This window comes from Streptomyces sp. NPDC037273 (assembly GCF_055603625.1).
Window position 1 is genome coordinate 258,093 of sequence record NZ_JBVJVO010000002.1, and the last position, 25,565, is coordinate 283,657.

Annotated in this window: 22 protein-coding genes; 4 read left to right on the top strand and 18 right to left on the bottom strand. The window is 71.1% G+C overall.

The window, feature by feature from the left end:
• The first annotated feature begins 20 nt into the window (after positions 1-20).
• The 3 genes from ACZ7G1_RS06360 (at position 21) to ACZ7G1_RS06370 (ending at position 3,921) form a co-directional block, all read left to right on the top strand.
• Complete coding sequence (locus tag ACZ7G1_RS06360; protein ID WP_470874539.1) at positions 21-836, top strand: DsbA family protein; 816 nt, start codon at positions 21-23, stop codon at positions 834-836.
• A 136-nt stretch (positions 837-972) separates the two neighbouring features.
• A complete protein-coding gene (locus tag ACZ7G1_RS06365) occupies positions 973-2,622 on the top strand; it encodes an alkaline phosphatase D family protein (protein ID WP_470874537.1) in 1,650 nt (549 codons plus the stop codon).
• A gap of 339 nt (positions 2,623-2,961) precedes the next feature.
• The gene (locus tag ACZ7G1_RS06370) at positions 2,962-3,921 is read left to right on the top strand and encodes a zinc metalloprotease (RefSeq protein WP_470874912.1); all 960 of its coding nucleotides are present in this window, start codon (positions 2,962-2,964) and stop codon (positions 3,919-3,921) included.
• A gap of 70 nt (positions 3,922-3,991) precedes the next feature.
• On the opposite strand, the gene ACZ7G1_RS06375 is transcribed toward ACZ7G1_RS06370, so the two are convergent.
• The 6 genes from ACZ7G1_RS06375 to ACZ7G1_RS06400 form a co-directional block, all read right to left on the bottom strand.
• Complete coding sequence (locus tag ACZ7G1_RS06375) at positions 3,992-4,561, bottom strand: dienelactone hydrolase family protein (RefSeq protein WP_470874535.1); 570 nt, start codon at positions 4,559-4,561, stop codon at positions 3,992-3,994.
• Positions 4,562-4,597: 36 nt separating this feature from the next.
• Complete coding sequence (locus ACZ7G1_RS06380; protein WP_470874533.1) at positions 4,598-6,184, bottom strand: Na+/H+ antiporter; 1,587 nt, start codon at positions 6,182-6,184, stop codon at positions 4,598-4,600.
• A 113-nt stretch (positions 6,185-6,297) separates the two neighbouring features.
• Positions 6,298-6,765, bottom strand: coding sequence for a GNAT family N-acetyltransferase (locus tag ACZ7G1_RS06385; RefSeq protein ID WP_470874532.1), 468 nt, complete (start codon positions 6,763-6,765; stop codon positions 6,298-6,300).
• Complete coding sequence (locus ACZ7G1_RS06390; RefSeq protein ID WP_470874530.1) at positions 6,762-7,703, bottom strand: RluA family pseudouridine synthase; 942 nt, start codon at positions 7,701-7,703, stop codon at positions 6,762-6,764. Before ACZ7G1_RS06390 ends, ACZ7G1_RS06385 begins: the two co-directional genes overlap by 4 nt.
• 52 nt (positions 7,704-7,755) lie before the next feature.
• Positions 7,756-8,376 carry a signal peptidase II gene (gene lspA, locus ACZ7G1_RS06395; protein ID WP_470874528.1) on the bottom strand — a complete coding sequence of 207 codons (621 nt, stop codon included), beginning with the start codon at positions 8,374-8,376 and terminating at the stop codon, positions 7,756-7,758.
• An 80-nt stretch (positions 8,377-8,456) separates the two neighbouring features.
• Positions 8,457-9,260: a TraR/DksA family transcriptional regulator gene (locus ACZ7G1_RS06400; protein WP_470874526.1), complete on the bottom strand. Its 804-nt coding sequence runs from the start codon at positions 9,258-9,260 to the stop codon at positions 8,457-8,459.
• Between the two features lie 540 nt (positions 9,261-9,800).
• Here ACZ7G1_RS06400 and ileS point away from each other — a divergent pair.
• Entirely contained in the window at positions 9,801-12,938 is a 3,138-nt protein-coding gene (gene ileS, locus ACZ7G1_RS06405; protein WP_470874524.1) for an isoleucine--tRNA ligase, read from the top strand.
• Positions 12,939-13,110: 172 nt separating this feature from the next.
• Here ileS and ACZ7G1_RS06410 read toward each other — a convergent pair whose 3' ends face one another.
• The 12 genes from ACZ7G1_RS06410 to ACZ7G1_RS06465 form a co-directional block, all read right to left on the bottom strand.
• Positions 13,111-14,211, bottom strand: a complete 1,101-nt coding sequence (locus ACZ7G1_RS06410) for a DivIVA domain-containing protein (protein ID WP_470874522.1) — start codon at positions 14,209-14,211, stop codon at positions 13,111-13,113.
• A gap of 55 nt (positions 14,212-14,266) precedes the next feature.
• Complete coding sequence (locus tag ACZ7G1_RS06415) at positions 14,267-14,557, bottom strand: YggT family protein (protein WP_017238790.1); 291 nt, start codon at positions 14,555-14,557, stop codon at positions 14,267-14,269.
• 80 nt (positions 14,558-14,637) lie between these two features.
• Complete coding sequence (locus ACZ7G1_RS06420) at positions 14,638-15,258, bottom strand: cell division protein SepF (protein ID WP_017238791.1); 621 nt, start codon at positions 15,256-15,258, stop codon at positions 14,638-14,640.
• Between the two features lie 122 nt (positions 15,259-15,380).
• Complete coding sequence (locus ACZ7G1_RS06425; protein ID WP_470874520.1) at positions 15,381-16,100, bottom strand: YggS family pyridoxal phosphate-dependent enzyme; 720 nt, start codon at positions 16,098-16,100, stop codon at positions 15,381-15,383.
• Entirely contained in the window at positions 16,100-16,834 is a 735-nt protein-coding gene (gene pgeF / locus ACZ7G1_RS06430; RefSeq protein WP_470874518.1) for a peptidoglycan editing factor PgeF, read from the bottom strand. The genes ACZ7G1_RS06425 and pgeF overlap by 1 nt, the downstream gene beginning before the upstream one ends.
• Positions 16,831-18,045: a cell division protein FtsZ gene (gene ftsZ / locus ACZ7G1_RS06435; RefSeq protein WP_470874517.1), complete on the bottom strand. Its 1,215-nt coding sequence runs from the start codon at positions 18,043-18,045 to the stop codon at positions 16,831-16,833. Before ftsZ ends, pgeF begins: the two co-directional genes overlap by 4 nt.
• Before the next feature lie 277 nt (positions 18,046-18,322).
• On the bottom strand, positions 18,323-19,126 hold the full coding sequence (locus tag ACZ7G1_RS06440) for a cell division protein FtsQ/DivIB (RefSeq protein WP_470874515.1): 804 nt from the start codon (positions 19,124-19,126) through the stop codon (positions 18,323-18,325).
• 27 nt (positions 19,127-19,153) lie between these two features.
• Entirely contained in the window at positions 19,154-20,248 is a 1,095-nt protein-coding gene (murG, locus tag ACZ7G1_RS06445; RefSeq protein WP_470874514.1) for an undecaprenyldiphospho-muramoylpentapeptide beta-N-acetylglucosaminyltransferase, read from the bottom strand.
• 6 nt (positions 20,249-20,254) lie between these two features.
• The gene (gene ftsW, locus ACZ7G1_RS06450) at positions 20,255-21,595 is read right to left on the bottom strand and encodes a putative lipid II flippase FtsW (protein ID WP_470874512.1); all 1,341 of its coding nucleotides are present in this window, start codon (positions 21,593-21,595) and stop codon (positions 20,255-20,257) included.
• A gap of 55 nt (positions 21,596-21,650) precedes the next feature.
• Positions 21,651-23,090, bottom strand: a complete 1,440-nt coding sequence (gene murD / locus ACZ7G1_RS06455; RefSeq protein ID WP_470874511.1) for a UDP-N-acetylmuramoyl-L-alanine--D-glutamate ligase — start codon at positions 23,088-23,090, stop codon at positions 21,651-21,653.
• Entirely contained in the window at positions 23,072-24,142 is a 1,071-nt protein-coding gene (gene mraY / locus ACZ7G1_RS06460) for a phospho-N-acetylmuramoyl-pentapeptide-transferase (RefSeq protein ID WP_470874509.1), read from the bottom strand. The genes murD and mraY overlap by 19 nt, the downstream gene beginning before the upstream one ends.
• The gene (locus tag ACZ7G1_RS06465; protein ID WP_470874508.1) at positions 24,139-25,563 is read right to left on the bottom strand and encodes a UDP-N-acetylmuramoyl-tripeptide--D-alanyl-D-alanine ligase; all 1,425 of its coding nucleotides are present in this window, start codon (positions 25,561-25,563) and stop codon (positions 24,139-24,141) included. The genes mraY and ACZ7G1_RS06465 overlap by 4 nt, the downstream gene beginning before the upstream one ends.
• Positions 25,564-25,565 lie beyond the last annotated feature (2 nt).

Below are 25,565 nucleotides of genomic sequence, written 5' to 3' on the forward strand. Positions count from 1 at the left end.
CTTCCACGGAGATCACGATCATGAGTGCACGCAACAGCCAGTCCAACAAGGCCGCGGCCCGCGAGCGGCTGCGCGTCGAGCGCGAGCGTCAGGCGAAGAAGGACCGCGCCCGCCGGCAGCTGGTCGTCGGCGTCTCGGCGGTGGCCGTCCTCGCCGCGGCCGGCGGCATCGGCTACGCGGTGGTGCAGTCCAACAAGCCCTCGCAGTGGGAGGCCGCCGCCGACGCGAAGACGGTCACGGCCCCCAAGAACACCTCGGGCGCGAACGGCACGACGGTCGTCATCGGCAAGCCGTCCGCGAAGAAGACCCTGGAGGTGTACGAGGACTCGCGCTGCCCGGTGTGCGCGACCTTCGAGCAGTCCGTGGGCGCCACGGTCGAGAAGGACGTCGAGGCCGGCAAGTACAAGATCAAGTACATCGGCGCCACCTTCATCGACAACGGCGCTCCGGGCGAGGGCTCGAAGAACGCCCTCTCGGCGCTCGGCGCGGCCCTGGACGTCAGCCCCGAGGCCTTCCTCACGTACAAGGCCGCGCTCTACTCGGAGGACTTCCACCCGGAGGAGAACGACGACAAGTTCGCCAAGGACGACTACCTCCTGAAGGTGGCGGACTCGGTGCCGGCGCTCAAGGGCAACGCCGCGTTCAAGAAGCACGTGGAGGACGGCACCTTCGACGCCTGGGCGATGAAGATGTCCGCGGCCTTCGACGCGAGCGGGGTGCAGGGCACGCCGACCCTGAAGATGGACGGCAAGCCGGTGACGGTGGCGGGCACCAAGAACGTGCCCATGACGCCGGCCGAGTTCGACACCGCGATCGCGGCGGCCCTCAAGGCCTGACGCCCCCCTCCGCTCTCGCCCGAGCCCCCGGCCTCGCACCACCGGCCGGGGGCTCCGGCGTCCTCAGGGCGACGAATCGGCTAACTTCCGGCTTTCCCCTGCCCAAGAGCCGTACTCGTCAGTAATCTGACTGGCCGTGACCAGTCGTTTCATATCACCTGCCCCCACACGCCGTACGGTCGTCAAGGCCGCGGCCGTCACCGCCGTCGCGGCACCCGCCCTGCTCGGCGCCGCCTCCCCCGCCCTCGCGGACTCCGAGGCCCCCGTCTTCCTCCACGGCGTCGCCTCCGGCGATCCGCTGCCCGACGGCGTCCTGCTCTGGACCCGCGTCACCCCCACCCCCGATGCCGTGCCCGGCTCGGGCCTCGGCCCGGACGTCCACGTCGGCTGGGAACTCGCCGAGGACCGCGGCTTCGCCCGGGTCGTCGCCTCCGGTACGAGCACCGCGAGCGCCTCCTCCGACCACACGGTCAAGGCGGACGTCCGCGGTCTGCGCCCCGCCACCTCCTACTGGTTCCGCTTCACCGCGGGCGCCGCCGTCTCCCCCGCCGCCCGCACCCGTACGGCCCCGGCCGCCGACGCCGCCACGCCCGGCGTCCGCTTCGGCGTGGTGTCCTGCGCCAACTGGGAGGCCGGCCACTTCTCCGCGTACCGCCACCTCGCCGGCCGCGCCGACCTGGACGCGATCCTCCATCTCGGCGACTACGTCTACGAGTACGCGAGCGGCGCCTACCCCGAGGCGAAGTACGTCGTCCGGCAGCACGAGCCGCGCCACGAGATCGTCTCGCTCGCCGACTACCGGACCCGGCACGGGAAGTACAAGACGGACCCGGACCTCCAGGCGCTGCACGCGGCCCACCCGGTGGTCGCGATCTGGGACGACCACGAGTTCGCCAACGACGCCTGGGCGGGCGGGGCCGAGAACCACACGCCCGGCACCGAGGGCGACTGGGCGGCCCGGGTGGCCGCCGCCAAGCAGGCGTACTTCGAGTGGATGCCGGTCCGCACCTCCACCGAGGGCACCGTCTTCCGCCGGCTGCGCTTCGGCAAGCTGGCCGATCTGCACCTGCTGGACCTGCGGTCCTTCCGCTCCGCGCCGGCGAAGACGGGCAGCGGCGCGGTCGACGACCCGGAGCGGAGCATCACCGGCCGCGCCCAGCTGGACTGGCTGAAGGCCGGCCTCGCGGGCTCGGACGCGACCTGGCAGCTGGTCGGCACCTCGGTGATGATCTCGCCGGTCGCCTTCGGCTCCCTGCCGGCGTACCTCCTGGAGCCGCTGGCCGAGTTGATGGGCCTCCCGAAGGAGGGGCTCGCGGTCAACGTCGACCAGTGGGACGGCTACACGGACGACCGCAAGGAGCTGCTCGCCCACCTGACCACGCGGGCGATCAGGAACACCGTCTTCCTGACCGGCGACATCCACATGGCGTGGGCCAACGACGTGCCGGTGAAGGCGGCGACGTACCCGCTGTCGGCCTCGGCGGCGACCGAGTTCGTGGTCACCTCGGTCACCTCGGACAACCTGGACGACCTCCTGCACGTGGCCCCGGGGACGCTCTCGGTGGTGGCCGCGGGCGCGGTGAAGGCCGCCAACCGCCATGTGAAGTGGGTGGACATGGACCACCACGGCTACGGGGTGCTCGACGTGACCGCCGAGCGCTCGCAGATGGACTACTACACGGTCTCCGACAAGACGGATCCGGCCGCGACGACGTCCTGGGCGCGCTCGTACCGGACGCTGAGCGGAACGCAGCGTGTCGAGCGGGTGTACCAGCCGGTGCGCTAGGCCTCATCTCAAGGGCGATTTTCAGCCATGATCGCTCGTATTAACGGGAGATCACATCGCTACGGCGGGTGGTGGGTTCCGGAGTTCGAATCCGGACACACCACCCGCCTCTGTCACTTCGTTCGTTACGTGCGTGTCTCAAACCCTGGAAGTGACGCAAGTTTTTCTTCCCGATGACCCGAATTGCCCCACGAATGATTGGGCTTGATCACTCCTCTTCGATGGCTGACATGGACGCGTAATCTCCCCGGCGTGGCGAGGAAGTTCCTCCCCCACCACCCCCCACGAGGAGTCACCGTGCGTGCTCTTGTCCGCATATCCCCGCGTATGACGCGCCGGATGCTCGGCACCGCCGTCATGGCCGGAACCCTGGCCCTGGCCCCGCTGTCCGCTCCGGTCGCCACCGGCGCCGCCACCCTGGCCGGCGCCGGCCACGAGGAGTGCGCCACGGACGGCACCACCGCCCTCTCCGGCGCCCGCAAGGCGCGCGGCGCGGACACCCACAAGGCCGAGCCCAACGAGGTCTCCGCCGCCCAGGCCAAGACCATGGACGACGACTTCAAGAAGAAGCTCGCCTCCGCCCGCGCCGAGCAGCGCCTCACCGGCACCGCCGCTGCCGCCGCCGTGGTGAACATCCCCGTCTACTTCCACGTCATCCACTCGGGCACGACGGGCAAGCTCTCCGCCACCCAGATCAACAACCAGATGAACGTCCTCAACGCGGCCTACGCCGGCCAGGGGACGGGCAACGTGAACTCCAACTTCCAGTTCACGCTGGCCGGAACCGACTACACGGACAACGCCACCTGGTACAACCTGTCCTCCGGCTCCACCGCCGAGAAGCAGATGAAGCAGACCCTCCGCAAGGGCGGCGCCGGCGCGCTGAACTTCTACACCGCCAACCTCGGCGGCGGCCTGCTCGGCTGGGCGACCTTCCCGTCCTCGTACGCCTCGAACCCGTCCATGGACGGTGTCGTCGTCCTCGACGCCTCCCTCCCGGGCGGCTCGGCGGCCAACTACAACGAGGGTGACACCGCGACCCACGAGGTCGGCCACTGGATGGGCCTCTACCACACCTTCCAGGGCGGCTGCACGGGCTCGGGCGACGGCGTCGCCGACACCCCGGCCGAGAAGAGCGCGGCCTACGAGTGCCCGACCGGCCGTGACACCTGCACCTCGAAGGCGGGTGTGGACCCGATCCACAACTTCATGGACTACACGTACGACGCGTGCATGTACCAGTTCACCGCCGGTCAGGTGACCCGGATGAACGACTACTGGACCGCGTACCGCGCCTGACGGCCCGTCCGCGACACGAGTGCGGCCCCCGGGGAATCCCCCGGGGGCCGCACCCCTTTTCCGTACCGTCCTACAGGCTGTCCAGGAAGGCCAGCGCCACCGACCAGGTGCGCTCGGCCGCCTCCTCGTCCCAGTCGGGCAGCTCCGGGTCCGTGTAGATGTGCCCGGCGCCCCGGTAGCGGTAGATCTCCACGTCCGCCCCGGCCTTGCGCATCTGGAGGTACCAGGAGGACAGCCAGTCGTCCGTCTCGAACGGGTCGGGCTCGGCCACGTGCAGCTGCACGGGCAGCTCGTCCACCGACGCGGACTCGGCGAGGTCCGAGGTGCCGTGGAACAGCAGCAGCCCGCGCGCCTTCTCGTCGCCGAGCGCCAGCGTCTGGGCGATCGAGGCCCCGAGGGAGAGACCCATGTAGACCAGGCCCCGCTCGGAGTAGGGAGCGGCGGCCAGGACCGCCCGCTTCAGCAGCTCGTCCTTGCCGATCTCGTCCCGCAGCGCCACGCCCTCCTCGACGGTGCCGACCGTCTTCCCGCCGTAGAGGTCCGGCGTCCACACCTGGTGGCCGGCGGCCCGGAGCCGCTCGGCGGCCGCCTCGACGGAAGGGGTCAGCCCGTAGGCCGAGTGGAAGAGCATGATGTCCATGCGTCCCATCCTGCCACCCGGCCGCCGGGCCACCCCTCAGCGCATGCTGCGCACGTCGAGCTGGCGCAGCACCCGGTCCACCACCTCGGGATCGGCGCCCGGTTCGCTGCGCGCCGCGAGGACCTCGTGCCGGGCGGCCGACATCAGCTCCCGCTGGATCCGCTGCACCGCCTTGAGCCGGTCCACCCGCGCCGCGTAAGCCGCCCGCCGCTCCTCGTCGACCATGTCGGGACTGATCCGGGCGCCGATGTCGTACGCACCGCGCAGCAGCCGCTCCTGGACCTCCTCGGGCAGCTCCTCGACCTCCTCGATCTCCTTGAGCCTGCGCTTGGCGGCCTTCGCGGCGCGGATCGCGAGGTCGCGTTCGAGGGCGCGCTCGGCGTCCGTGTCGGCCCGTACGCCGAGCCGCTTGACCAGCGCGGGCAGGGTCAGGCCCTGGAAGACGAGGGTGGCGATGATCACGCAGAAGGCGATGAAGACGATCTCGTCGCGGCCGGGGAAGGGCGCGCCGTCGTCGGTGGTGAGCGGGATGGCGAGGGCCAGGGCCACCGAGGCCACCCCGCGCATCCCCGCCCACCACATGACGACGGTCTCCCGCCAGCTCATCGGGATCTCCTCGTCGACGTCCCTGAGCGTGTGCAGCCGCTTCGCGAGCCAGGTGGCGGGCAGCAGCCACAGGAGCCGGACCCCGACGACCACGCCGACCACGGCCGCGCCCCAGCCGAGCATCTCCCAGCCGCGGCCCTCGGCCACGCCGAAGACATGGATGAGTTCGAGGCCGATGAGCCCGAAGGCGATGCCGGTGACGAGGGTGTCGACGATCTGCCAGAAGGTCTGCCCGGCGAGCCGGCCCATGACGTCGTCGGCGTCGACCGCGTGCTCGGCCAGGAAGAGCGCGGTGACCAGGACGGCGAGCACGCCCGAGCCCTTGAGCTCCTCGGCGAGCACGTAGCTCACGAAGGGGACGAGGAGGGTGAGGCCGGTCTGCAGCGTGACGTCGCCGAGGAGGCCGATCAGCTTGTTGCAGAGCCAGCCGAGCGCCAGGCCCACCCCCACGGCGACCACGGCGGACAGCACGAACTCGCCGAGCGCGGCGGGCCAGGAGAAGGAGCCGCTGACGGCGGCGGCGATGGCCACGTGGTAGAGCACGATCGCGGTGACGTCGTTGAAGAGCCCCTCGCCCTCCAGGATCGACACCAGCCGGCGCGGCAGCCCGAGCGAGCCGGCCACGGCGGTCGCGGCGACCGGGTCGGGCGGGGCGACGAGGGCGCCGAGCGCGATCGCGGCGGCCAGCGGCAGGCCGGGCACGAGCGCGTGCGCGACCGCGCCGACGGCCGCCGTGGTGACGAAGACCAGGGCGACCGCGAGCAGGAAGATGGGCCGCTTGTTGGCCGCGAACTGCCGCCAGGAGGTCCGCTGCACGGAGGCGTACAGGAGCGGCGGCAGCACCAGCGGGAGGATGAACTCCGGCGGGATCTCGACGTTCGGCACGAAGGGCAGGAAGGCCAGCACGATCCCGACGAGCGTCATCAGGACCGGCGCGGGCAGCCCGAGCCGGTCTCCGAGGGGCACGGTCAGCAGGGCGCCGAGCAGCAGCAAGAACAGCAGGGCCAATTGATCCACGGCCCCACCCTGCCACGTATGTCCGTTTGGGTGGCGATTGCCCCCTGCGTACCTCCGATTGCGCCGGATGCCGCAGGGGGGGTGCCGCAGGGGGTCGTCGGCTGGGACAGGCCCTAGAGCGCCTTGCGCATCGCCCGGTGCGGGATGCCCGCGTCCGGGAACTCGGGGCCGTACACCTGGTAGCCGAGGCGCTCGTAGAAGCCGAGCGCGTGGGTCTGCGCGTGCAGGTCGACGGCGGCGAGGCCGCGCGCGCGGGCGGCGTCCTCGATGGCCGTCACGAGCGCCGCGCCGACCCCGAGACCGCGGGCCGCCTTGGCGACCGCGAGCCGCCCGAGCGAACCCACCGAGGCGTCGCCGCCCGTCTTGCCGAGCGCGTCGGCCCCGTGGAGCAGCCGCCCGGTGCCGAGCGGCAGACCGTCCGCGCGCACGGCGAGGACGTGCACCGAGGTCGCGTCGTACGTGTCGTACTCGATCTCCTGCGGTACGCCCTGCTCCTCGACGAACACCTCGCGGCGGACCGCGAAGCACGCGTCCCGGTCGGCCGGCTCCGTCGCCTCGCGGACGGCGTAGGCGGCCGTCACTGGCTCTCCGCCGCGATCCGGTCGAGGGCCCGCTGGAGGTCCTCGGGGTACGTGCTGGAGAACTCGACCCACGAGCCGTCGCCCGGGTGCTCGAAGCCGAGCCGGACGGCGTGCAGCCACTGCCGGGTCAGGCCGAGGCGCTTGGCGAGCGTCGGGTCGGCGCCGTAGGTGAGGTCGCCGACGCAGGGGTGGCGGTGGGCGGACATGTGCACCCGGATCTGGTGGGTGCGGCCCGTCTCCAGCTTGATGTCGAGCAGCGAGGCCGACCGGTACGCCTCGATGAGGTCGTAGTGCGTGACGGAGGGCTTGCCCTCGGCGGTGACGGCCCACTTGTAGTCGTGGTTCGGGTGCCGGCCGATGGGGGCGTCGATGGTGCCGCTCATCGGGTCGGGGTGGCCCTGGACCAGCGCGTTGTAGCGCTTGTCGACCACGCGCTCCTTGAACTGGCGCTTGAGCGAGGTGTACGCGTACTCCGACTTGGCGACCACCATGAGGCCGGAGGTGCCGACGTCGAGGCGGTGCACGATGCCCTGGCGCTCGGCGGCGCCGGAGGTGGAGATGCGGTAGCCCGCGGCGGCGAGGCCGCCGATGACCGTGGTGCCGGTCCAGCCGGGGCTGGGGTGCGCGGCGACGCCGACCGGCTTCATGATCACGACGATGTCGTCGTCGTCGTGGACGATCTCCATGCCCTCGACGGGCTCGGCGACGATCTGCACGGGCGCGGCCGCGCCCGGCATCTCGACCTCGAGCCACGCGCCACCGCTGACCCGCTCGGACTTGCCGACGACGGATCCGTCGACCTGGACCTTCCCTGCGGCGGCCAGCTCGGCCGCCTTCGTACGGGAGAACCCGAACATACGGGCGATGGCGGCGTCGACGCGCTCGCCCTCCAGGCCATCGGGAACGGGCAGCGTGCGGATCTCGGGACTCGTACTCACCCGTCGAGTATGCCTTGTGCGGAAGACACTCTGTCTTCCGCAGTGGACAGGCTCAGTCCTTGTGGACGGTCCCGTCGGGGTCCAGACCCCGGAAGGACAGCAGGACGATCAGGATGCCGCCGCAGACGATCGCCGAGTCGGCGAGGTTGAAGACGGCGAAGTGCGCGGGGGCGATGAAGTCGACGACCGCGCCCTCGAAGACGCCCGGCGAGCGGAAGATCCGGTCCGTGAGGTTGCCGAGCGCACCGCCTAGCAGCAGGCCGAGGGCGATCGCCCAGGGCAGGCTGTAGAGCTTGCGCGCCAGCCGGATGATCACGACGATCACCGCGGCCGCGATGCAGGTGAAGATGATCGTGAAGGCCTCGCCCATGCCGAACGCGGCACCCGGGTTCCGGATGGCGTCGAGCCGCAGCAGGTCCCCGATGAGGTCGATCGGCTCGTGGCCCTCCAGCTTGGCGACCACCAGCATCTTGCTGCCGAGGTCCAGGAGGTAGGCCAGCACGGCCACCACGAACAGCGCGACGATCCGGCGCCTGCCCCGCGGGCGCTCCTCGGGGGCGGCCGTCCCGTCGGCGGCCGCCGTCCCGCCGGGAGCGGCCGTCTCGTCGGAGGCGGCCGTCTCGTCGGCCCCTGCTGAATCCGGCGTACCGATGATGCGCTCCGCCTCTGCCACGTGAGTGAGTCCCTCGACCTCGATGCCTGACCGTGCACCGAGGGTACGGCACAGGCGTACGAGACCGTCAGCCGAGATCGTCAGCCACGCCGCTCCTGCCGCTGCTTGTCCTCGACGCAGAGCGTGGCCCGCGGGAAGGCCTGCATCCGCGCCTTGCCGATGGGCTTCCCGCACACCTCGCAGAGGCCGTACGTGCCCGCGTCGAGCCGCTCCAGGGCGTGCTCGGTCTGCTCCAGCATCTCCCGGGCGTTCGCCGCCAGGGCCAGCTCGTGCTCCCGGGTGATGTTCTTGGTGCCGGTGTCGGCCTGGTCGTCCCCGGCGCCGTCGCCCGAGTCGCGCATGAGGCCGGTGAGCTCCTCCTGGGAGTGCACGAGCTCGCTGCGCAGCCGCAGCACCTCCGCCTGGAGCGAGCTGCGGGCCTCTTCGACCTCCTCCGGCGTCCAGGGGTCCTCGCCGGGACGCACCGCGAGCGCGCCGGTACGGGCCTGGGGCACCGCGGCCTCGTCCTCGGCCGTCGTGACGCCACCCGCGGTCTTCTTCGCTGCCACCGTCCTGGCTCCTGTCTGCTTCTTCGCGGCGGGCGCCTTCCTGGCCGCCGCCTTCTTCGCCACGGTCTTCCCGGCCTGCGTCTTCCCGGCGGGGGCCGCGTCGGCCGGGGCCGCGGTCTCGGGGGCCGCCGCGGCCGTCCCGTCGACGGCCGTCTTCTTCGCGACCGCCTTCTTCGTGACCGGCTTCCTGGTGACCGCCTTCTTGGCGACCGTCTTCGCGGCGGCCGTCTTCGTCGCGACCGTCGACTTCTTGCCGGTCACGTCCTTGGCGGCCTCGGCCGTACCGGTGGAACCGGCGGTCGAGGCCCTCTTCGCGGCGGTCTTCTTCGCCACCATGTCGCGGCCCCTTCACATTTTGTGATCTTGCTCGCGAATCGTGCTGGGACGATAAATCGGCCCAAGGCCCGCGGCAACGGGGCACGCCGCCGTTCCCACCCGCCCCCGCTCCCCGCGGGGCGGGCCTGCCTCCGTTGTGCCCAGCTCCCCGCCGGGTTATCCGTCCCGGGCCTCCCCCACATGGCGGCACCCGAACTCCGGCCCGCCCCGTGTGGCCATTCGGGTCACGCGAAAACCGGTCTGCCGCCCTCCCCCGGGGCCCGTACACTGGGCGGAGCGAAAGGCTTGGATGGGGACGAGTAGCGTCGCAAGCAGCCATGAGCGACCCGGGGACGGTGAGAGCCCGGGGGCGAGCCCGATGTGAAGCATCACCCCGGAGCCGTCGGAAGAAAGCCGCGGGAGACCGCGGTGACTAGAACCGGCGTCGCGCCCCAATGAGGGGGCTCAGGGCGTGCGCGCCCGGGGCCAAGGAGGGTGGTACCGCGGGAGCCGGGCTCTCGTCCCTCCGACGGAACGACGACTTTCCGCCGGAGGAACTCGATGACACCGCCGCAGTACCGTCAGGTGCCCGCCCAGGTCGACCTGCCCGCCCTCGAGCACGCCGTGCTCGACTTCTGGCAGGACAACAAGGTCTTCGCGAAGACCCTGGAGCAGTCCGAGGGACGCCCCGAGTGGGTGTTCTACGAGGGCCCGCCCACCGCGAACGGCATGCCCGGCGCGCACCACATCGAGGCCCGCGTCTTCAAGGACGTCTTCCCCCGCTTCCGCACCATGCGCGGCTACCACGTGGCCCGCAAGGCCGGCTGGGACTGCCACGGCCTCCCGGTCGAGCTCGCCGTCGAGAAGGAGCTCGGCTTCTCCGGCAAGAAGGACATCGAGGCGTACGGCATCGCCGAGTTCAACGACAAGTGCCGCGAGTCGGTGACCCGCCACACCGACGCCTTCGCCGAGCTCACGACCCGGATGGGCTACTGGGTCGACCTGGACGACGCGTACCGGACCATGGACCCCTCGTACATCGAGTCGGTCTGGTGGTCGCTCAAGCAGATCTTCGACAAGGACCTCCTGGTCCAGGACCACCGGGTCGCCCCCTGGTGCCCGCGCTGCGGCACCGGCCTCTCCGACCACGAGCTGGCCCAGGGCTACGAGACGGTCGTCGACCCCTCGGTCTACGTCCGCTTCCCGCTCACCTCCGGCCCGCTGGCCGGCAAGGCGGCGCTCCTGGTCTGGACGACGACCCCGTGGACCCTGGTGTCCAACACGGCCGTCGCCGCCCACCCCGAGGTCACCTACGTGGTCGCGACCGACGGCGACGAGCGCGTCGTCGTCGCCGAGCCGCTCCTGGAGAAGGCCCTCGGCGAGGGCTGGGTCACCACGGGCGAGTCCTTCACGGGCGCGGAGATGGAGCGCTGGACCTACCAGCGCCCCTTCGAGCTGATCGAGTTCCCCGAGCCGGCCCACTACGTCGTCAACGCCGAGTACGTGACGACCGAGGACGGCACGGGTCTGGTCCACCAGTCCCCCGCCTTCGGTGAGGACGACCTCAAGGTCTGCAAGGCGTACGGCCTGCCGGTGGTGAACCCGGTCCGCCCCGACGGCACCTTCGAGGAGGACGTCCCGCTGGTCGGCGGCGTCTTCTTCAAGAAGGCCGACGAGGCCCTCACCGCCGACCTGGACGCCCGCGGCCTGCTCTTCCGCCACATCGCGTACGAGCACAGCTACCCGCACTGCTGGCGCTGCCACACGGCCCTGCTCTACTACGCGCAGCCGTCCTGGTACATCCGTACGACCGCGGTCAAGGAGCGCATGCTCCAGGAGAACGAGAAGACCAACTGGTTCCCGGACTCCGTCAAGCACGGCCGCTTCGGCGACTGGCTGACCAACAACGTCGACTGGGCCCTCTCCCGCAACCGCTACTGGGGCACCCCGCTGCCGATCTGGCGCTGCGAGGACGACCACCTGACCTGCGTCGGTTCGCGCGCGGAGCTGTCCGAGCTGACCGGCACCGACCAGTCCGAGCTCGACCCGCACCGTCCGTACATCGACGCGGTCACCTTCCCGTGCCCGAGCTGCTCGAAGACGGCCACGCGCGTGCCCGAGGTCATCGACGCCTGGTACGACTCGGGCTCCATGCCGTTCGCGCAGTACGGCTACCCGTACCAGAACAAGGAGCTGTTCGAGAGCCGCTACCCGGCGCAGTTCATCTCCGAGGCCATCGACCAGACCCGCGGCTGGTTCTACACGCTGATGGCGGTCGGCACCCTGGTCTTCGACAAGTCCTCGTACGAGAACGTGGTCTGCCTCGGCCACATCCTCGCCGAGGACGGCCGCAAGATGTCCAAGCACCTGGGCAACATCCTCCAGCCCATCCCGCTGATGGACCAGCACGGCGCCGACGCGGTCCGCTGGTTCATGGCGGCCGGCGGCTCCCCGTGGGCGGCCCGCCGGGTGGGCCACGGCACCATCCAGGAAGTCGTCCGCAAGACCCTCCTGACCTACTGGAACACGGTCGCCTTCCAGGCGCTGTACGCCCGCACGTCCGGCTGGGCGCCGAGCGCGGCGGACCCGGCCCCGGCCGACCGCTCCGTCCTCGACAAGTGGCTCCTCTCCGAGCTCCACACCCTGGTCGCCGAGGCCACCGAGGCGATGGAGTCGTACGACACCCAGCGGACCGGCAAGCTCCTCTCCGCCTTCGTCGACGACCTCTCGAACTGGTACGTGCGCCGGTCCCGCCGCCGCTTCTGGCAGGGCGACGCGGCCGCGCTCCGCACCCTCCACGACGTGATCGAGACGGTCACCCGCCTGATGGCCCCGCTGACCCCCTTCATCACGGAGCGGGTCTGGCAGGACCTGGTGGTCCCGGTGACGGCCGACGCGCCCGAGTCCGTCCACCTGGCCACCTGGCCGGAGGCCGACGCCTCCCTGATCGACCCGACCCTCTCCGAGCAGATGCTCCTGGTCCGCCGGCTGGTCGAGCTCGGCCGGGCGACGCGCGCCGAGTCGGGCGTCAAGACCCGCCAGCCGCTCTCCCGCGCGCTGGTGGCGGCGACGGGCTTCTCCGCCCTGTCGCCGGCGCTCCAGGCCCAGATCACGGAGGAGCTGAACGTCTCCTCGCTCGCCTCCCTCTCCGAGGTCGGCGGCTCCCTGGTCGACACCACCGCGAAGGCGAACTTCCGTGCCCTCGGCAAGCGGTTCGGCAAGGGCGTCCAGGACGTGGCGAAGGCGGTCGCCGCGGCGGACGCGGCGGCGCTGTCCCTCGCCCTCCGCTCCGGTGAGGCGACCCTCTCGGTGAACGGCGAGGACATCACCGTCACCCCCGAGGAGATCATCATCACCGAGACCCCGCGCGAGGGCTGGTCGGTCGCCTCCGACGCGGGCGCGACGGTCGCCCTCGACCTGGAGATCACCCCGGAGCTGCGCAAGGCGGGTCTCGCCCGCGACGCCATCCGGCTGATCCAGGAGGCCCGCAAGAACAGCGGCCTGGACGTCGCGGACCGGATCGCCCTGCGCTGGACCTCGGCCTCCGCCGAGACCGTCGAGGCCCTCACGGCCCACGCGGAGCTCATCGCGGACGAGGTGCTCGCGACGGACCTCGCCCAGGGCGAGGCCGACGACGCGTACGGCGCCCCCTTCGAGGACGACTCGCTCGCCCTCGCCTTCCGCCTCCGCAAGGCCTGACCCGCACAGCCCGAAGGGCCCGACCTCTCCTGAGGCCGGGCCCTTCGGCGTACCGGGGGGAACCGGAGCCCACGTCACGGGGTACGGCGAAGGGCCGGGCCCCGGGGGAAACCCGGGACCCGGCCCTTGCAGCCTGCCGACGGCTACGCGCTCATCGCGCGGCCTCGCGCCGTCAGTTGTCGTCCTCGTCGATGAGGAAGCCGCGCATCGGCGCCGGCGCCTGCTGCATCGGCTGCGGAGCCTGCGGCCGGACCGGAGCCATCGGCTGGGTCATGGCCGGGGACATCTGCTGCTGGCCGCCGTAGGAGGGAGCGCCGCCCATGGAGGGAGCACCGCCCATCCCGCCGTTGCCACCGTAGGACGGGGCACCGGCACCGGCCGAGGCCATGGACGGGGCCGGCGGCAGGGAGGCCGTCGCCGGGGTCCGCGGCGGGGCGAGCGAGTCGTCCGCCTGGGTCTCCAGCTGGCGCAGCTGCGACTCCAGGTAGGACTTCAGGCGCGTGCGGTACTCGCGCTCGAAGCCGCGCAGGTCCTCGACCTTGCGCTCCAGCGTGGCGCGCGCGGACTCCAGGGAGCCCATGGCCACGCGGTGCTTCTCCTGCGCGTCCCGCTCGAGGGCGTCGGCCTTGGCGCGGGCGTCCCGCTCCAGGCCCTCGGCGCGCGAGCGCGCCTCGCCGACGATCTTGTTGGCCTCGGAGCGGGCCTCGGCGATCGCCTGGTCGGCGGTCTGCTGGGCCAGCGAGAGGACACGCGCGGCGCTGTCGCCACCGGGGCCCTGCTGCGGCTGCTGCTGCATCTGCGGCTGCATCTGCTGCTGCGGGTGACCCATCGGGCCGCCCTGCATCGGGCCGGGACCCATGGGGCCGCCCTGCATCGGGCCGGGGCCCATCGGGCCGCCCTGCATGGGTCCGCCCTGCATCGGGCCGCCCTGCATGGGGCCGGCGGGGAGCGCCGGGGCACCGGAGGGCAGCTGCGGCGGGCCCATCTGGGGCGGCTGCTGCTGGACCGGCGGTCCGGATATGGCCGCGGGCACGGGCGCGCCGGGACGATCCTGCGGCTCCGGGGGCTTGCGCATGCCCTGCTGCTGGTTCTGCGCGGCGGCACGCGTCGCGGCGGCCAGCTTGGCGCGCAGGTCCTCGTTCTCGCGGAGCAGGCGGGTCAGTTCGGCTTCGACCTCGTCGAGGAAGGCATCGACCTCGTCCTCGTCATAGCCTTCTCGAAGGCGGACGGTCGTGAACTGCTTGTTCCGCACGTCCTCGGGGGTCAGCGGCATCTCTTCTTCACCTCTACGTAGTCGTCGGCAGTCGGCAAGACCGTATCGTCCACACTCACCTCGCGAAGCTGCTCACGATGGAGATCAGGATGTAGACGATGATCATCAGAACGAAGAAGGACAGGTCGAGTGCCACGCCCCCGAGACGCAGCGGCGGGATGAGTCGCCGCAGAAGCTTGAGCGGTGGATCGGTGACAGTGTAGGTGGCCTCGAGAACGACCACCATCGCCTTACCGGGTTGCCATGAACGGGCGAACTGGAAGACGTAGTCCATGACCAGCCGGACGATCAGGAGGACGAGGAAGCACATCAGCACGATGTAGACCACCTGTAGTGCGACGCCCATCCCGCGTTTCCCTCTCCCCTGGCTTGCGTGCTCTCGCTTGGCCGGCCGCGTCGCGACCGGTCCGTCCGGTTCTGTTGTTCTCAGCTCTGGTTGAAGAATCCGCCCTCTGCGATCCGGGCCTTGTCCTCCGCCGTGACATCGACGTTAGCAGGCGACAACAGGAACACCTTCTGCGTCACGCGCTCAATGCTGCCATGGAGCCCGAAGACGAGTCCGGCGGCAAAGTCGACAAGTCGCTTCGCGTCGGTGTCGTCCATCTCGGTGAGGTTCATGATCACCGGGGTGCCCTCACGGAAGTGTTCCCCGATGGTACGGGCCTCGTTGTACGTCCGCGGGTGCAGCGTGGTGATGCGGTAGGGCTCCCGCTCGGACACGACCTTGGGCATGATCACCGGTGCGTTCTTCTCCAGGCTCGGACGTTCGGGTGTGATGGATGCCACGGGGGCAATTCGGGCCGGACGTCCACTTTCGGCGAGTACCGGGACGGAATGGGCGACCGGTTCCCGCTGCGCGGGGGGTGCCACCACACGCACCGGCTCCTCGCGCTCCACCTGACGCGGAGGGGTGTGACGCCGGTCGCGCTCGGGCTCCGGCTCCAGCTCGGGTTCGAAGTCGTCGTCGGGGTCGAAGCCCCGGCCGTCGTACCCATCGTCCTCCACGAGGCCGAGGTAGACCGCCATCTTGCGCATCGCGCCGGCCATTCTCTGAGTCCTCCGCTCTGTGGTGGATCGGCCTTGTCACCAAGTGCCGGCGATCCACGGGACACCCCGCCGTTCTGCGGAATGACCATATTTTCTGCTGTGGTCCGACTTGCTTCGCGACGTTACCCGAGCTTCGGGCGGACGCCGAGTACCGCCGTACCGACGCGTACGTGTGTCGCCCCGGCCGCGACGGCCTCCTCGAGGTCCGCACTCATCCCTGCGGACACCATGTTCGCAGCCGGACGGGTCGCGCGCAGGGCAGTCGACAAATCCATGAGGCGGTCGAACGCGGCGCGTTGCCTGCCCGCGTACGGGCCGGAGAGCGGTGCGACGGTCATCAGTCCGTCGAGCCGCAGCCCCGGAGCCGCGTCCACCGCGGCCGCCAGTTCCCCGATGCCGTCCGGTGCGACGCCACCGCGGTCGCCCCGCTCGCCCGACTCGGCGTCGAGGGCGACCTGGAGCAGACAGCCGAGTTCGCGTCCCTCCTTCTCCGCGGCCGCGGAGAGGGCGGAAACGAGCTTCAACCGGTCGACGGACTGCACCACATCGGCATAACCCACCACGGATCTGACCTTGTTCGTCTGCAACTGGCCCACGAAGTGCCAGGTCAGGTCGAGGTCGGCACAGGCGGCCGCCTTGGGGGCGGCGTCCTGGTCCCGGTTCTCGGCGACGTTCCGCACGCCGAGTCCGTGGAGGATCCTCACATCGCTCGCGGGATAGGTCTTGGTGACCACGACGAGGGTCACCTCCTCGCGCGCGCGCCCGGCGGCGGCGCAGGCGGCGGCGATGCGCGCCTCCACCCGGGCCAGGTTCTCGGCGAGTTCCGACGTGCGGTCCGTCATCAGTTCTTTCCCAACCAGACATATCCCGCGAGTCGCCCCGTGGTGCGGTCGCGGCGGTACGAGTAGTGGTCACCGGATTCCCGGGTGCAGACCGCGTCGGCCAGCCGGTCGGTGACGCCGAGGCGTTCGAGCTGGGCGTGGACGCCCGCGGCGACGTCGACGGCCGGGGTTCCCCAGCTCGTCTCGGCCCAGGCCGCGGGTTCGGTCTCGGCGACCTCGGCCCGCATGGCCTCCGGCACCTCGTAGCAGCGCCCGCAGACGGCGGGGCCGGTGCGGGCGACGATACGGGCCGGGTCGGCGCCGCGTTCGATCATGGCCGCGACGGTGGCCGGGACGACTCCCGCCACCATCCCGGGACGCCCCGCGTGGGCGGCGGCCGCCACTCCGGCGACCGGGTCGGCGAGGAGGACGGGCACGCAGTCCGCGGTGAGGACCGCGAGGGCGAGGCCGGGGGTGGAGGTGACGAGCGCGTCCACCGACGGGACCGCCGCGTCGCCCCACGGTCCTTCGACCTCGGCGACGTCCGCGCCGTGCACCTGGTTCATCCAGACCACCCGGGCCGGGTCGAGCCCGAGGGCGCCGGCGGCCAGCGCCCGGTTGGTCCGTACCGCTTCGGGGTCGTCCCCCACCGCTCCGCCGAGGTTGAGCTCCTCGTACGGAACGGCGCTCACCCCGCCCCACCGGTCGGTGAAGGCGAAGTGCGCGCCGTTCGCGTCGGAGCGATGTCCTATCACTTCAGGAAATCCGGGACGTCCAGCTCCTCGGCCTGGCTGTCCGCGTACGGACGGGCCGGGGGGACGACCGGCTGAGCGGGCGTCAGCGGGACCTCGTTGACGACCGGGGCCGGCTCGACCGGGGCGGCGGCCGGCTCCTCGCGGGGAGCCACTGTGCCGATGCCACCGAGCGGGCGGGAGGTCTCGATGTGACGGGGGGCCGGAGCCGGCTCCTCGCGCTTGGCCGAGACCGAGCCGATGATGTTGTCCCGGCGGGCCGGCGGCTGGCCGCCGTCGAAGCCGGCGGCGATGACGGTGACGCGGACCTCGTCGCCCAGGGCGTCGTCGATGACGGCACCGAAGATGATGTTGGCCTCGGGGTGCGCCGCCTCGCTGACCAGCTGCGCGGCCTCGTTGATCTCGAAGAGACCGAGGTCGCTGCCGCCGGAGATGGAGAGCAGCACGCCACGGGCGCCGTCGATGGAGGCCTCGAGGAGCGGCGAGGAGATCGCCATCTCGGCCGCCGCCACCGCGCGGTCGTCGCCGCGGGCGGAGCCGATGCCCATCAGGGCCGAACCGGCCTCGGACATGACCGACTTGACGTCGGCGAAGTCGAGGTTGATGAGGCCGGGGGTGGTGATGAGGTCGGTGATGCCCTGGACACCGCTCAGCAGCACCTGGTCGGCCGACTTGAACGCGTCGAGCACGGAGACCTGACGGTCCGAGATCGAGAGCAGTCGGTCGTTCGGGATGACGATGAGGGTGTCGACCTCTTCGCGGAGCTCGGCGATGCCGTCCTCCGCCTGGTTGGCGCGACGGCGGCCCTCGAAGGTGAACGGCCGGGTGACCACACCGATCGTCAGGGCGCCGAGCGAGCGCGCGATGTTGGCGACGACGGGCGCGCCGCCGGTGCCGGTGCCGCCGCCTTCGCCGGCGGTGACGAAGACCATGTCGGCCCCCTTGAGGACCTCCTCGATCTCCTCACGGTGGTCCTCTGCCGCCTTGCGACCGACGGCCGGGTTGGCCCCGGCGCCCAGGCCGCGGGTGAGTTCGCGGCCGACGTCGAGCTTGACGTCGGCGTCGCTCATCAACAGCGCTTGCGCGTCGGTGTTGATCGCGATGAACTCGACGCCCTTGAGGCCCACCTCGATCATTCGGTTGATGGCATTGACACCACCGCCGCCGACACCGATGACCTTGATGACTGCGAGGTAGTTCTGCGGTGCTGCCACGTCGAAGGCCTCTCGCCTCGAGTTACGTGTCGTCGCCGCGCGTTGCTCGCGCCGCTCCGACGGATGCCGATTGGGACGGTCCGAAACGCCGACCCAAACCCTAACGTTGAAGTTTAGGGTTACCAGTGTCTCTGTTCGCTGGACTCTTCCGAACAGGACACTAAGTCGACAAGTGGCGCACGTTCAACGAACACGCCGAACCTCCCGTTTTTCTTTTCACCCTATGTGATCACCCGTAGCGCTGGCCAACCAGGGTGCTGGCCAGCGGTGATACCCGTCAACTCCCCGACGTGGCGGGCGCCGTGGGGGCACTTACGTCGAAGTGCCCCGCTTTGGGCGCCGCCTTCACGAGGGCGGTCAGCACCCTCGCCTTCACCGGGCCGTGCTCGGCGCTGCCCCAGAAGACCGTGCGCCCCTTCGTCAGCTCCAGCGTGACGGAATCGTACGAAGTGACGCGCACGACACGAGTGTCCCGGACGATTTCGGGCGGGAGTTCACTCCGGACGCGCACCGCCTCGCGGAGCAGCCGGTCCGCGCCGAAGCGGCGCAGGCTCGGGGAGGCGGCGGTGTCGAGGACCAGCCGGGGGACACCTCGGGGCGCGGTGTCGACGGTGGCGAACCGCAGCCCCGTTCCGTCCACTTCGGTGAACTTTCCGCCCTTTTCGACGAGCAGGACGGGCTGTCGTTCCGTCACTTTCAGCCCGATTCCGTGCGGCCAGGACCGTACGACCTCGATCGACTCGATCCGCGGGAAGGCGGCCCTGAGCCGGGCCTCGATGGCCTCGGTGTCGACGGTGACGAGCGGGGCTCCGAGCGGGACGGCGGCGGCCGCCTCGACCTCACGGGTGGTCAGGACCCCGGTGCCGGAAGTCTTCACACGTTCCACACGGAACCAGCTGGATCCGTAGAGCGCCCAGATCCCGCCGGCCACGAGGGCGAGTACGGCGAAGGCGATGAGCAGCAGCCGCGGGGCGGGCATCCGGAACCGACGGTTCCGGGTGCCCGTGCCGGACGACCGCTCCGACGGCCCCTTCGACTTGCTCGTACCGCTCTTCTCCGCGGTCGTCGGTCCGGCTGCCACCTGGCACTCCCGCCTCTCGCCGCCGCGCTACGCCTGTCGGCGGGCGGCGATCGCCTCGTACACCATGCCGACGAGCAGGTCGTCGGCGTCCCGGCGGCCGAACTCGGCGGCGGCGCGGGACATCTCGTACAACCGGTGCGGATCGGCCAGTACGGGCAGGACGTTGCCCTGCACCCACTGCGGCGTCAGCTCCGCGTCGTCGACGAGGAGTCCGCCGCCCGCCTTGACCACCGGCTGGGCGTTGAGCCGCTGTTCGCCGTTGCCGATCGGCAGCGGGACGTAGGCGGCGGGCAGCCCGACGGCGGAGAGCTCGGCGACGGTCATCGCGCCCGCGCGGCAGAGCATCATGTCCGCCGCGGCGTACGCGAGATCCATCCGGTCCACGTACGGTACCGGCACGTAGGGCGGCATACCGGGCATGTTGTCGACGCGCGGCAGTTCGTTCTTCGGGCCGACCGCGTGCAGGATCTGGATGCCGGAGCGCTGGAGCACCGGGGCGATCTGCTGGACGACCTCGTTGAGCCGCCGGGCGCCCTGCGAGCCGCCGGAGACGAGGAGCGTCGGCAGGTTGGGGTCGAGCCCGAAGGCGGCGCGCGCCTCCGGACGCACCCGCGCCCGGTCGAGGGTCGCGATGCTGTACCGCAGCGGGATGCCGATGTAACGGGCGTTGCGGAGCTTGCTGTCCGGGGTGGCGACGGCGACCCCGGCCGCGTACCGCGAACCGATCTTGTTGGCCAGGCCCGGCCGGGCGTTGGCCTCGTGGACCACGATCGGCACCCCGAGCCGCTTGGCCGCGAGGTAGCCGGGCAGCGCCACGTAGCCGCCGAAGCCGACCACGCAGTCCGCCTTGGTGCGCTCCAGGACCTGCTCGGCGGCCTTGATCGTGCCGCGCAGCCGCCCGGGGACGGTGATCAGCTCGGGCGTGGGCTTACGCGGCAGCGGCACGGCGGGAATGAGCGCCAACTCGTAGCCCCGCTCGGGCACGAGCCGGGTCTCCAGACCCTTCTCCGTGCCGAGCGCCGTGATCCCCACGCTGGGGTCCTGCCTGCGCAGGGCGTCCGCGAGGGCGAGCGCGGGCTCGATGTGGCCGGCGGTCCCCCCACCGGCGAGTACGACATGCACCGAAATTCACCGCTCTCCGGACGGGCGCTTCTTGACGCGCCGTCGCATCGACTTCCATCTCACCCCGGCCCGCTTGCCCCAGCCGGGGCGGCGCATGGCCAGGGCCGCTTTCGCGGCGGGTTCCTGTCGCGCGAAGGCGATCAGGAGCCCGACGGCGAACATGGTCGGCAGCAGGGCCGACCCTCCGTAGGAGAACAACGGGAGCGGGACACCGGCGATCGGCAGCAGACCGAGCACCGCACCGATGTTGATCACGGCCTGCGCCGTGATCCAGGTGGTCACGCCTCCCGCGGCGAACCTCACGAAGGGGTCCTCCGTGCCTCCGGCCACGCGGATACCCGCATAGCCTAGAGCCGCGAACAGGGCGAGTACCGACAGCGTCCCCGCGAGGCCCAGTTCCTCACCGGTGACCGCGAAGATGAAGTCGGTGTGCGCCTCTGGCAGTTGGCCCCATTTCTCCACACTCGCACCGAGCCCGGATCCGAACCAGCCGCCCGAGGCCAGAGCATAGATTCCGTGCGCGGCCTGGAGGCAGGGGGCTCCCTCGCCACCGGGGTCGGTCGCTCCGATGCAGTCGAAGCGCTTCATCCGGTTCGAGGAGGTCTTGATCAGGAGCACGCCGATCGCGCCGGCCACCGTGAGCACCCCGACGAAGAGGCGGGTGGGCGCGCCGGCCGTCCACAGCAGTCCGAAGAGGATCGCGGCCAGGATGATCGAGGTGCCCATGTCGCCGCCGAGCATGATCAGCCCGAGCAGCATGAAGGCGCCCGGGACGAGCGGCACCAGCATGTGCTTCCACTGGGTCAGCAGCCGCATGTCGTGCTTGCGGGCGAGCAGGTCGGCGCCCCAGAGGATCAGCGCCAGCTTGCCGAACTCGCTGGGCTGGAGCTGGAAGGGGCCGCCGAGCGAGATCCAGTTCTGGTTGCCGTTGACCGCGTGCCCTATCCCGGGGATCTGCACGAGGACCATCAGGAAGACCGCGCCGACCAGGATCGGGTAGGCGAGCGCCCGGTGCAGCTTGACCGGCATCCGGGAGGCGGCGAGCAGCAGCCCGGTGCCGAGGAGCGCGGCGATGAACTGCTTCCGGAAGAAGTAGGAGGGCACCAGTTCGTAGCGGAGCGCCGTGATCATCGAGGCGGAGTAGACCATCACGAGGCCGAGCAGGGTGATGAGCAGCGCCGCGCCGATGATCACGTAGTACGCCGTGAGCGGCCGGTCCCAGGCTTTCTGCGCCCGCCGGTAGAGCCGTCGTACGCCTCCGCCGCCGGGTCGCCGCGGGGTCGCCGGCGCCCGCCCCCCGCCGCGTACGGCGGACGGCCGGCGTGTCCCGGCGATCTTGCTCGGCATGGTCGCTGCCCCCTCCAGTCGTGCCCGGTCCGGCCGGACCCTCCCACTGGTCAGGTCAGGCGTCCCCGGTGGCGGCGAGGGCGCGGACGGCGTCCGCGAAGGCCTCGCCCCGCTTGTTGTAGTTGGTGAACATGTCCATCGAGGCACAGGCCGGGGCGAGGAGGACCGTGTCACCCGGGCGGGCGAGCCGGGCCGCCTCGCGGACCGCCTCGGACATCGCCCCAGTGTCGGTCCGGTCGAGGTCCACGACCGGGACCTCCGGGGCGTGTCGCGCCAGGGCTTCACGGATCAGCGCGCGGTCGGCGCCGATCAGGACGGCACCGCGCAAGCGCTTCGCCGACCGCTGGACGAGCTCGTCGAAGGTCGCGCCCTTGGCGAGGCCGCCGGCGATCCAGACGATCGGGTCGTAGGCCGCCAACGAGGCTTCCGCGGCATGGGTGTTGGTGGCCTTGGAGTCGTCGACGTACGCGACTCCCTGGACCTCCTCGACCAGTTCGATGCGGTGCGGGTCGGGCCGGAAGGCCTTGAGCCCGTCCCGTACGGCCTTGGCGTCGACGCCGAAGGCGCGGGCGAGGGCCGCGGCGGCGAGCGCGTTGGCGATGTTGTGCGGGGCCGGCGGCTGGACGTCGGCGACCTCGGCGAGTTCCTGGGCGTTCTTCTGCCGGTTCTCGACGAAGGCGCGGTCCACGAGGAGGCCCTCGACGACGCCCAGTTGGGACGGGCCGGGGGTGCCGAGGGTGAAGCCGATGGCCCGGCAGCCCTCCTCGACGTCGGCCTCGCGGACCAGGTCCTCGGTGACCTGGTCGGCCACGTTGTACACGCAGGCGACCTGGTTGCCCTCGTAGACGCGGCCCTTGTCGGCGGCGTACGCCTCCATGGAGCCGTGCCAGTCGAGGTGGTCGGGCGCCAGGTTGAGCACGGCGGCCGAGTGGACGCGCAGCGAGGGCGACCAGTGGAGCTGGTAGCTGGAGAGCTCGACGGCGAGCACGTCGTACGTCTCCTCGCCGAGGACGGCGTCGAGGAGCGAGACCCCGATGTTGCCGACGGCGGCGGTCTTCAGTCCGGCCGCCTCCAGGATCGAGGCGAGCATCCGGACCGTCGTGGTCTTGCCGTTGGTGCCGGTGACCGCGAGCCAGGGGGCCGCGTCGGGCCCCCTGAGCCGCCAGGCCAGCTCGACGTCGCCCCAGACCTCCACGCCCGCCTCGGCGGCGGCCGTGAAGAGCGGCTTGTCGGGCTTCCAGCCGGGGGTGGTGACGATCAGCTCGGTGCCGGCCGGCAGGGTCGCCCCGTCGCCGAGGCGGACGGTGATGCCCTCCGCCTCCAGCTCGGCCGCCTGGGCCCGGGAGCGCTCGTCGTCGCCGTCGTTGACGACGGTGACGACCGCCCCGAGGCCGCGCAGGACACGGGCGGCCGGGATGCCGGAGATCCCGAGGCCCGCGACGGTGACCTTCTTGCCGTTCCAGTCGAGCTGTTCCGTCACTTTTCCGCTGCCCATCCCGCGTAGAAGAGGCCCAGGCCCACGATCACGCACATGCCCTGGATGATCCAGAACCGGACGACGACCAGGACCTCGGACCACCCCTTGAGTTCGAAGTGGTGCTGGAGGGGGGCCATCCGGAAGACGCGCTTGCCGGTCATCTTGAACGAGCCGACCTGGATGACCACGGACATCGTGATCAGGACGAACAGGCCGCCGAGCAGCGCGAGCAGAAGCTCCGTACGGGAGCAGATGGCGAGACCGGCGAGCGCGCCGCCGAGGGCCAGCGAGCCGGTGTCGCCCATGAAGATCTTGGCGGGCGAGGTGTTCCACCACAGGAAGCCGAAGCAGGCGCCCATGAGGGCGGAGGCGACGACCGCGAGGTCGAGCGGGTCGCGCACCTCGAAGCAGGCGTTGGGGTTGGTCAGCGTCACCGCGTTGGCACAGGACTCCTGGAACTGCCAGAGCCCGATGAAGGTGTACGCGCCGAAGACCATCACCGAGGCGCCGGTGGCCAGACCGTCCAGACCGTCCGTCAGGTTCACGCCGTTGGACATGGCCAGGATCATGAAGAGCGCCCAGACCACGAAGAGCACCGGGCCGATGTACCAGCCGAAGTCCGTGATGAAGGAGAGCTTCGTGGAGGCCGGGGTGTTCCCGCGCTGGTCCGCGAACTGGAGCGAGAGCACCGCGAAGGCGATGCCGACGATCAGCTGGCCGGCCATCTTCGCCTTGGCCCGCAGGCCGAGCGAACGCTGCTTGACGATCTTGATGTAGTCGTCGAGGAAGCCGACCAGGCCCATGCCTGCCATGAGGAACAGCACCAGGACGCCCGAGTACGTCGGGTCCTCGCCGGTGATGACCTTGGCCAGCGCGTACGCGATGAGCGTCGCCAGGATGAAGGAGATGCCGCCCATGGTGGGCGTGCCCTTCTTCCCGGCGTGGCCGCGCGGGCCGTCGTCCCGGATGAACTGCCCGTACCCCTTGCGGGCAAGGAGCTTGATCAGCAGCGGGGTGCCGATCAGGGTCAGGAAGAGCCCGATGGCCCCCGCGAAGAGGATCTGCCTCATCGGCCGGTGACCTCGCCCTCGGTGTCGAGCAGTGCCAGGGCGACCTGTTCGAGACCGACCGACCTCGAAGCCTTCACAAGGACGACGTCCCCCGGGCGCAGCTCACTGCGCAACAGGTCGACCGCCGCCTGCGCGTCGGACACGTGCACCGACTCCTCACCCCACGAACCCTCGTTATATGCGCCCAGTTGCAGCCAGGACGCTTCCCTGTCCCCGACCGCGACGAGCTTGCTGACGTTGAGCCGGACGGCGAGCCGTCCGACCGCGTCGTGCTCGACGAGCGATGCGTCACCGAGCTCGGCCATCTTGCCGAGCACCGCCCACGTGCGAGCCCCTCGGGCCTGTGCGGCCCTGCCCATGGCCGCGAGCGCGCGCAGGGCGGCTCGCATGGACTCGGGGTTCGCGTTGTAGGCGTCGTTGACGACCGTCACGCCGTCCGGACGCTCGGTGACCTCCATGCGCCAGCGCGACAGGGTGCCCGCTTCGGAGAGCGCGGTGGCGATCTCTTCGACGGGCATGCCCAGCTCGTGCGCGACGGCGGCCGCTGCGAGCGCGTTCGACACGTGGTGCTCACCGTACAGGCGCAAGGTCACGTCGCTGCACCCGGTGGGTGTGTGAAGCCTGAAAGAAGGCTGTCCGGACTCTGTGAGGCGGACGTTCTCGGCCCGTACGGCCGCTTCGTCCGCTTCGCCGAAGAAGGTCACGCGGGCCTTGGTGCGGCTCGCCATCGCGCGGACGAGGGGGTCGTCGGCGTTGAGGATCGCGATGCCGCCGTCCTCGGCGGACGGCAGGCCCTCGACGAGCTCGCCCTTCGCCTCGGCGATCTGCTCCCGGCCGCCGAACTCGCCGATGTGGGCGGTGCCGACGTTGAGGACCAGGCCGATACGGGGCGGGGTGAGCCCCGTGAGGTAGCGGATGTGTCCGATGCCGCGGGCGCCCATCTCCAGGACCAGGTGCCGGGTCTCGTCGCTCGCGCGGAGCGCCGTGAGCGGCAGGCCGATCTCGTTGTTGAGCGAGCCGGGCGTCCAGACGGTGGGCGCGTGGCGGTCGAGGACCTGGGCGATGAGGTCCTTGGTGGACGTCTTGCCGGCCGAGCCGGTGAGGGCGACGACATCGGTGCCGAGCCGTTCCACGACCGTGCGGGCGAGGGTCCCGAGCGCGGTCTGGACGTCGTCGACGACGATGGCGGGGACGCCGACGGGCCGGGCGGCGAGCACGGCCACCGCGCCCGCCTCGACGGCCCGCCGGGCGTAGTCGTGGCCGTCGACGTGCTCACCGGCGAAGGCGGCGAAGAGACTGCCGGCCCGCACTTCGCGGGAGTCGATGACGACGGGGCCGGTGATCCGGGCGGCCGGATCCGGTATGTCGTGCGCCTGCCCGCCGACGATTGCGGCGACCTCGGCGAGGGAGAGGGCGATCACTG

Coding starts and splice junctions, on each gene's coding strand:
- ACZ7G1_RS06360 (WP_470874539.1), top strand. CDS start 21: ATGAGTGCACGCAACAGCCAGTCCAACAAGGCCGCGGCCCGCGAGCGG.
- ACZ7G1_RS06370 (WP_470874912.1), top strand. CDS start 2,962: ATGCTCGGCACCGCCGTCATGGCCGGAACCCTGGCCCTGGCCCCGCTG.
- ACZ7G1_RS06375 (WP_470874535.1), bottom strand. CDS start 4,561: ATGGACATCATGCTCTTCCACTCGGCCTACGGGCTGACCCCTTCCGTC.
- ACZ7G1_RS06400 (WP_470874526.1), bottom strand. CDS start 9,260: ATGGTGGCGAAGAAGACCGCCGCGAAGAGGGCCTCGACCGCCGGTTCC.
- ileS (WP_470874524.1), top strand. CDS start 9,801: ATGACACCGCCGCAGTACCGTCAGGTGCCCGCCCAGGTCGACCTGCCC.
- ACZ7G1_RS06410 (WP_470874522.1), bottom strand. CDS start 14,211: ATGCCGCTGACCCCCGAGGACGTGCGGAACAAGCAGTTCACGACCGTC.
- ACZ7G1_RS06415 (WP_017238790.1), bottom strand. CDS start 14,557: ATGGGCGTCGCACTACAGGTGGTCTACATCGTGCTGATGTGCTTCCTC.
- ACZ7G1_RS06420 (WP_017238791.1), bottom strand. CDS start 15,258: ATGGCCGGCGCGATGCGCAAGATGGCGGTCTACCTCGGCCTCGTGGAG.
- ACZ7G1_RS06425 (WP_470874520.1), bottom strand. CDS start 16,100: ATGACGGACCGCACGTCGGAACTCGCCGAGAACCTGGCCCGGGTGGAG.
- ftsW (WP_470874512.1), bottom strand. CDS start 21,595: ATGCCGAGCAAGATCGCCGGGACACGCCGGCCGTCCGCCGTACGCGGC.
- murD (WP_470874511.1), bottom strand. CDS start 23,090: ATGGGCAGCGGAAAAGTGACGGAACAGCTCGACTGGAACGGCAAGAAG.
- mraY (WP_470874509.1), bottom strand. CDS start 24,142: ATGAGGCAGATCCTCTTCGCGGGGGCCATCGGGCTCTTCCTGACCCTG.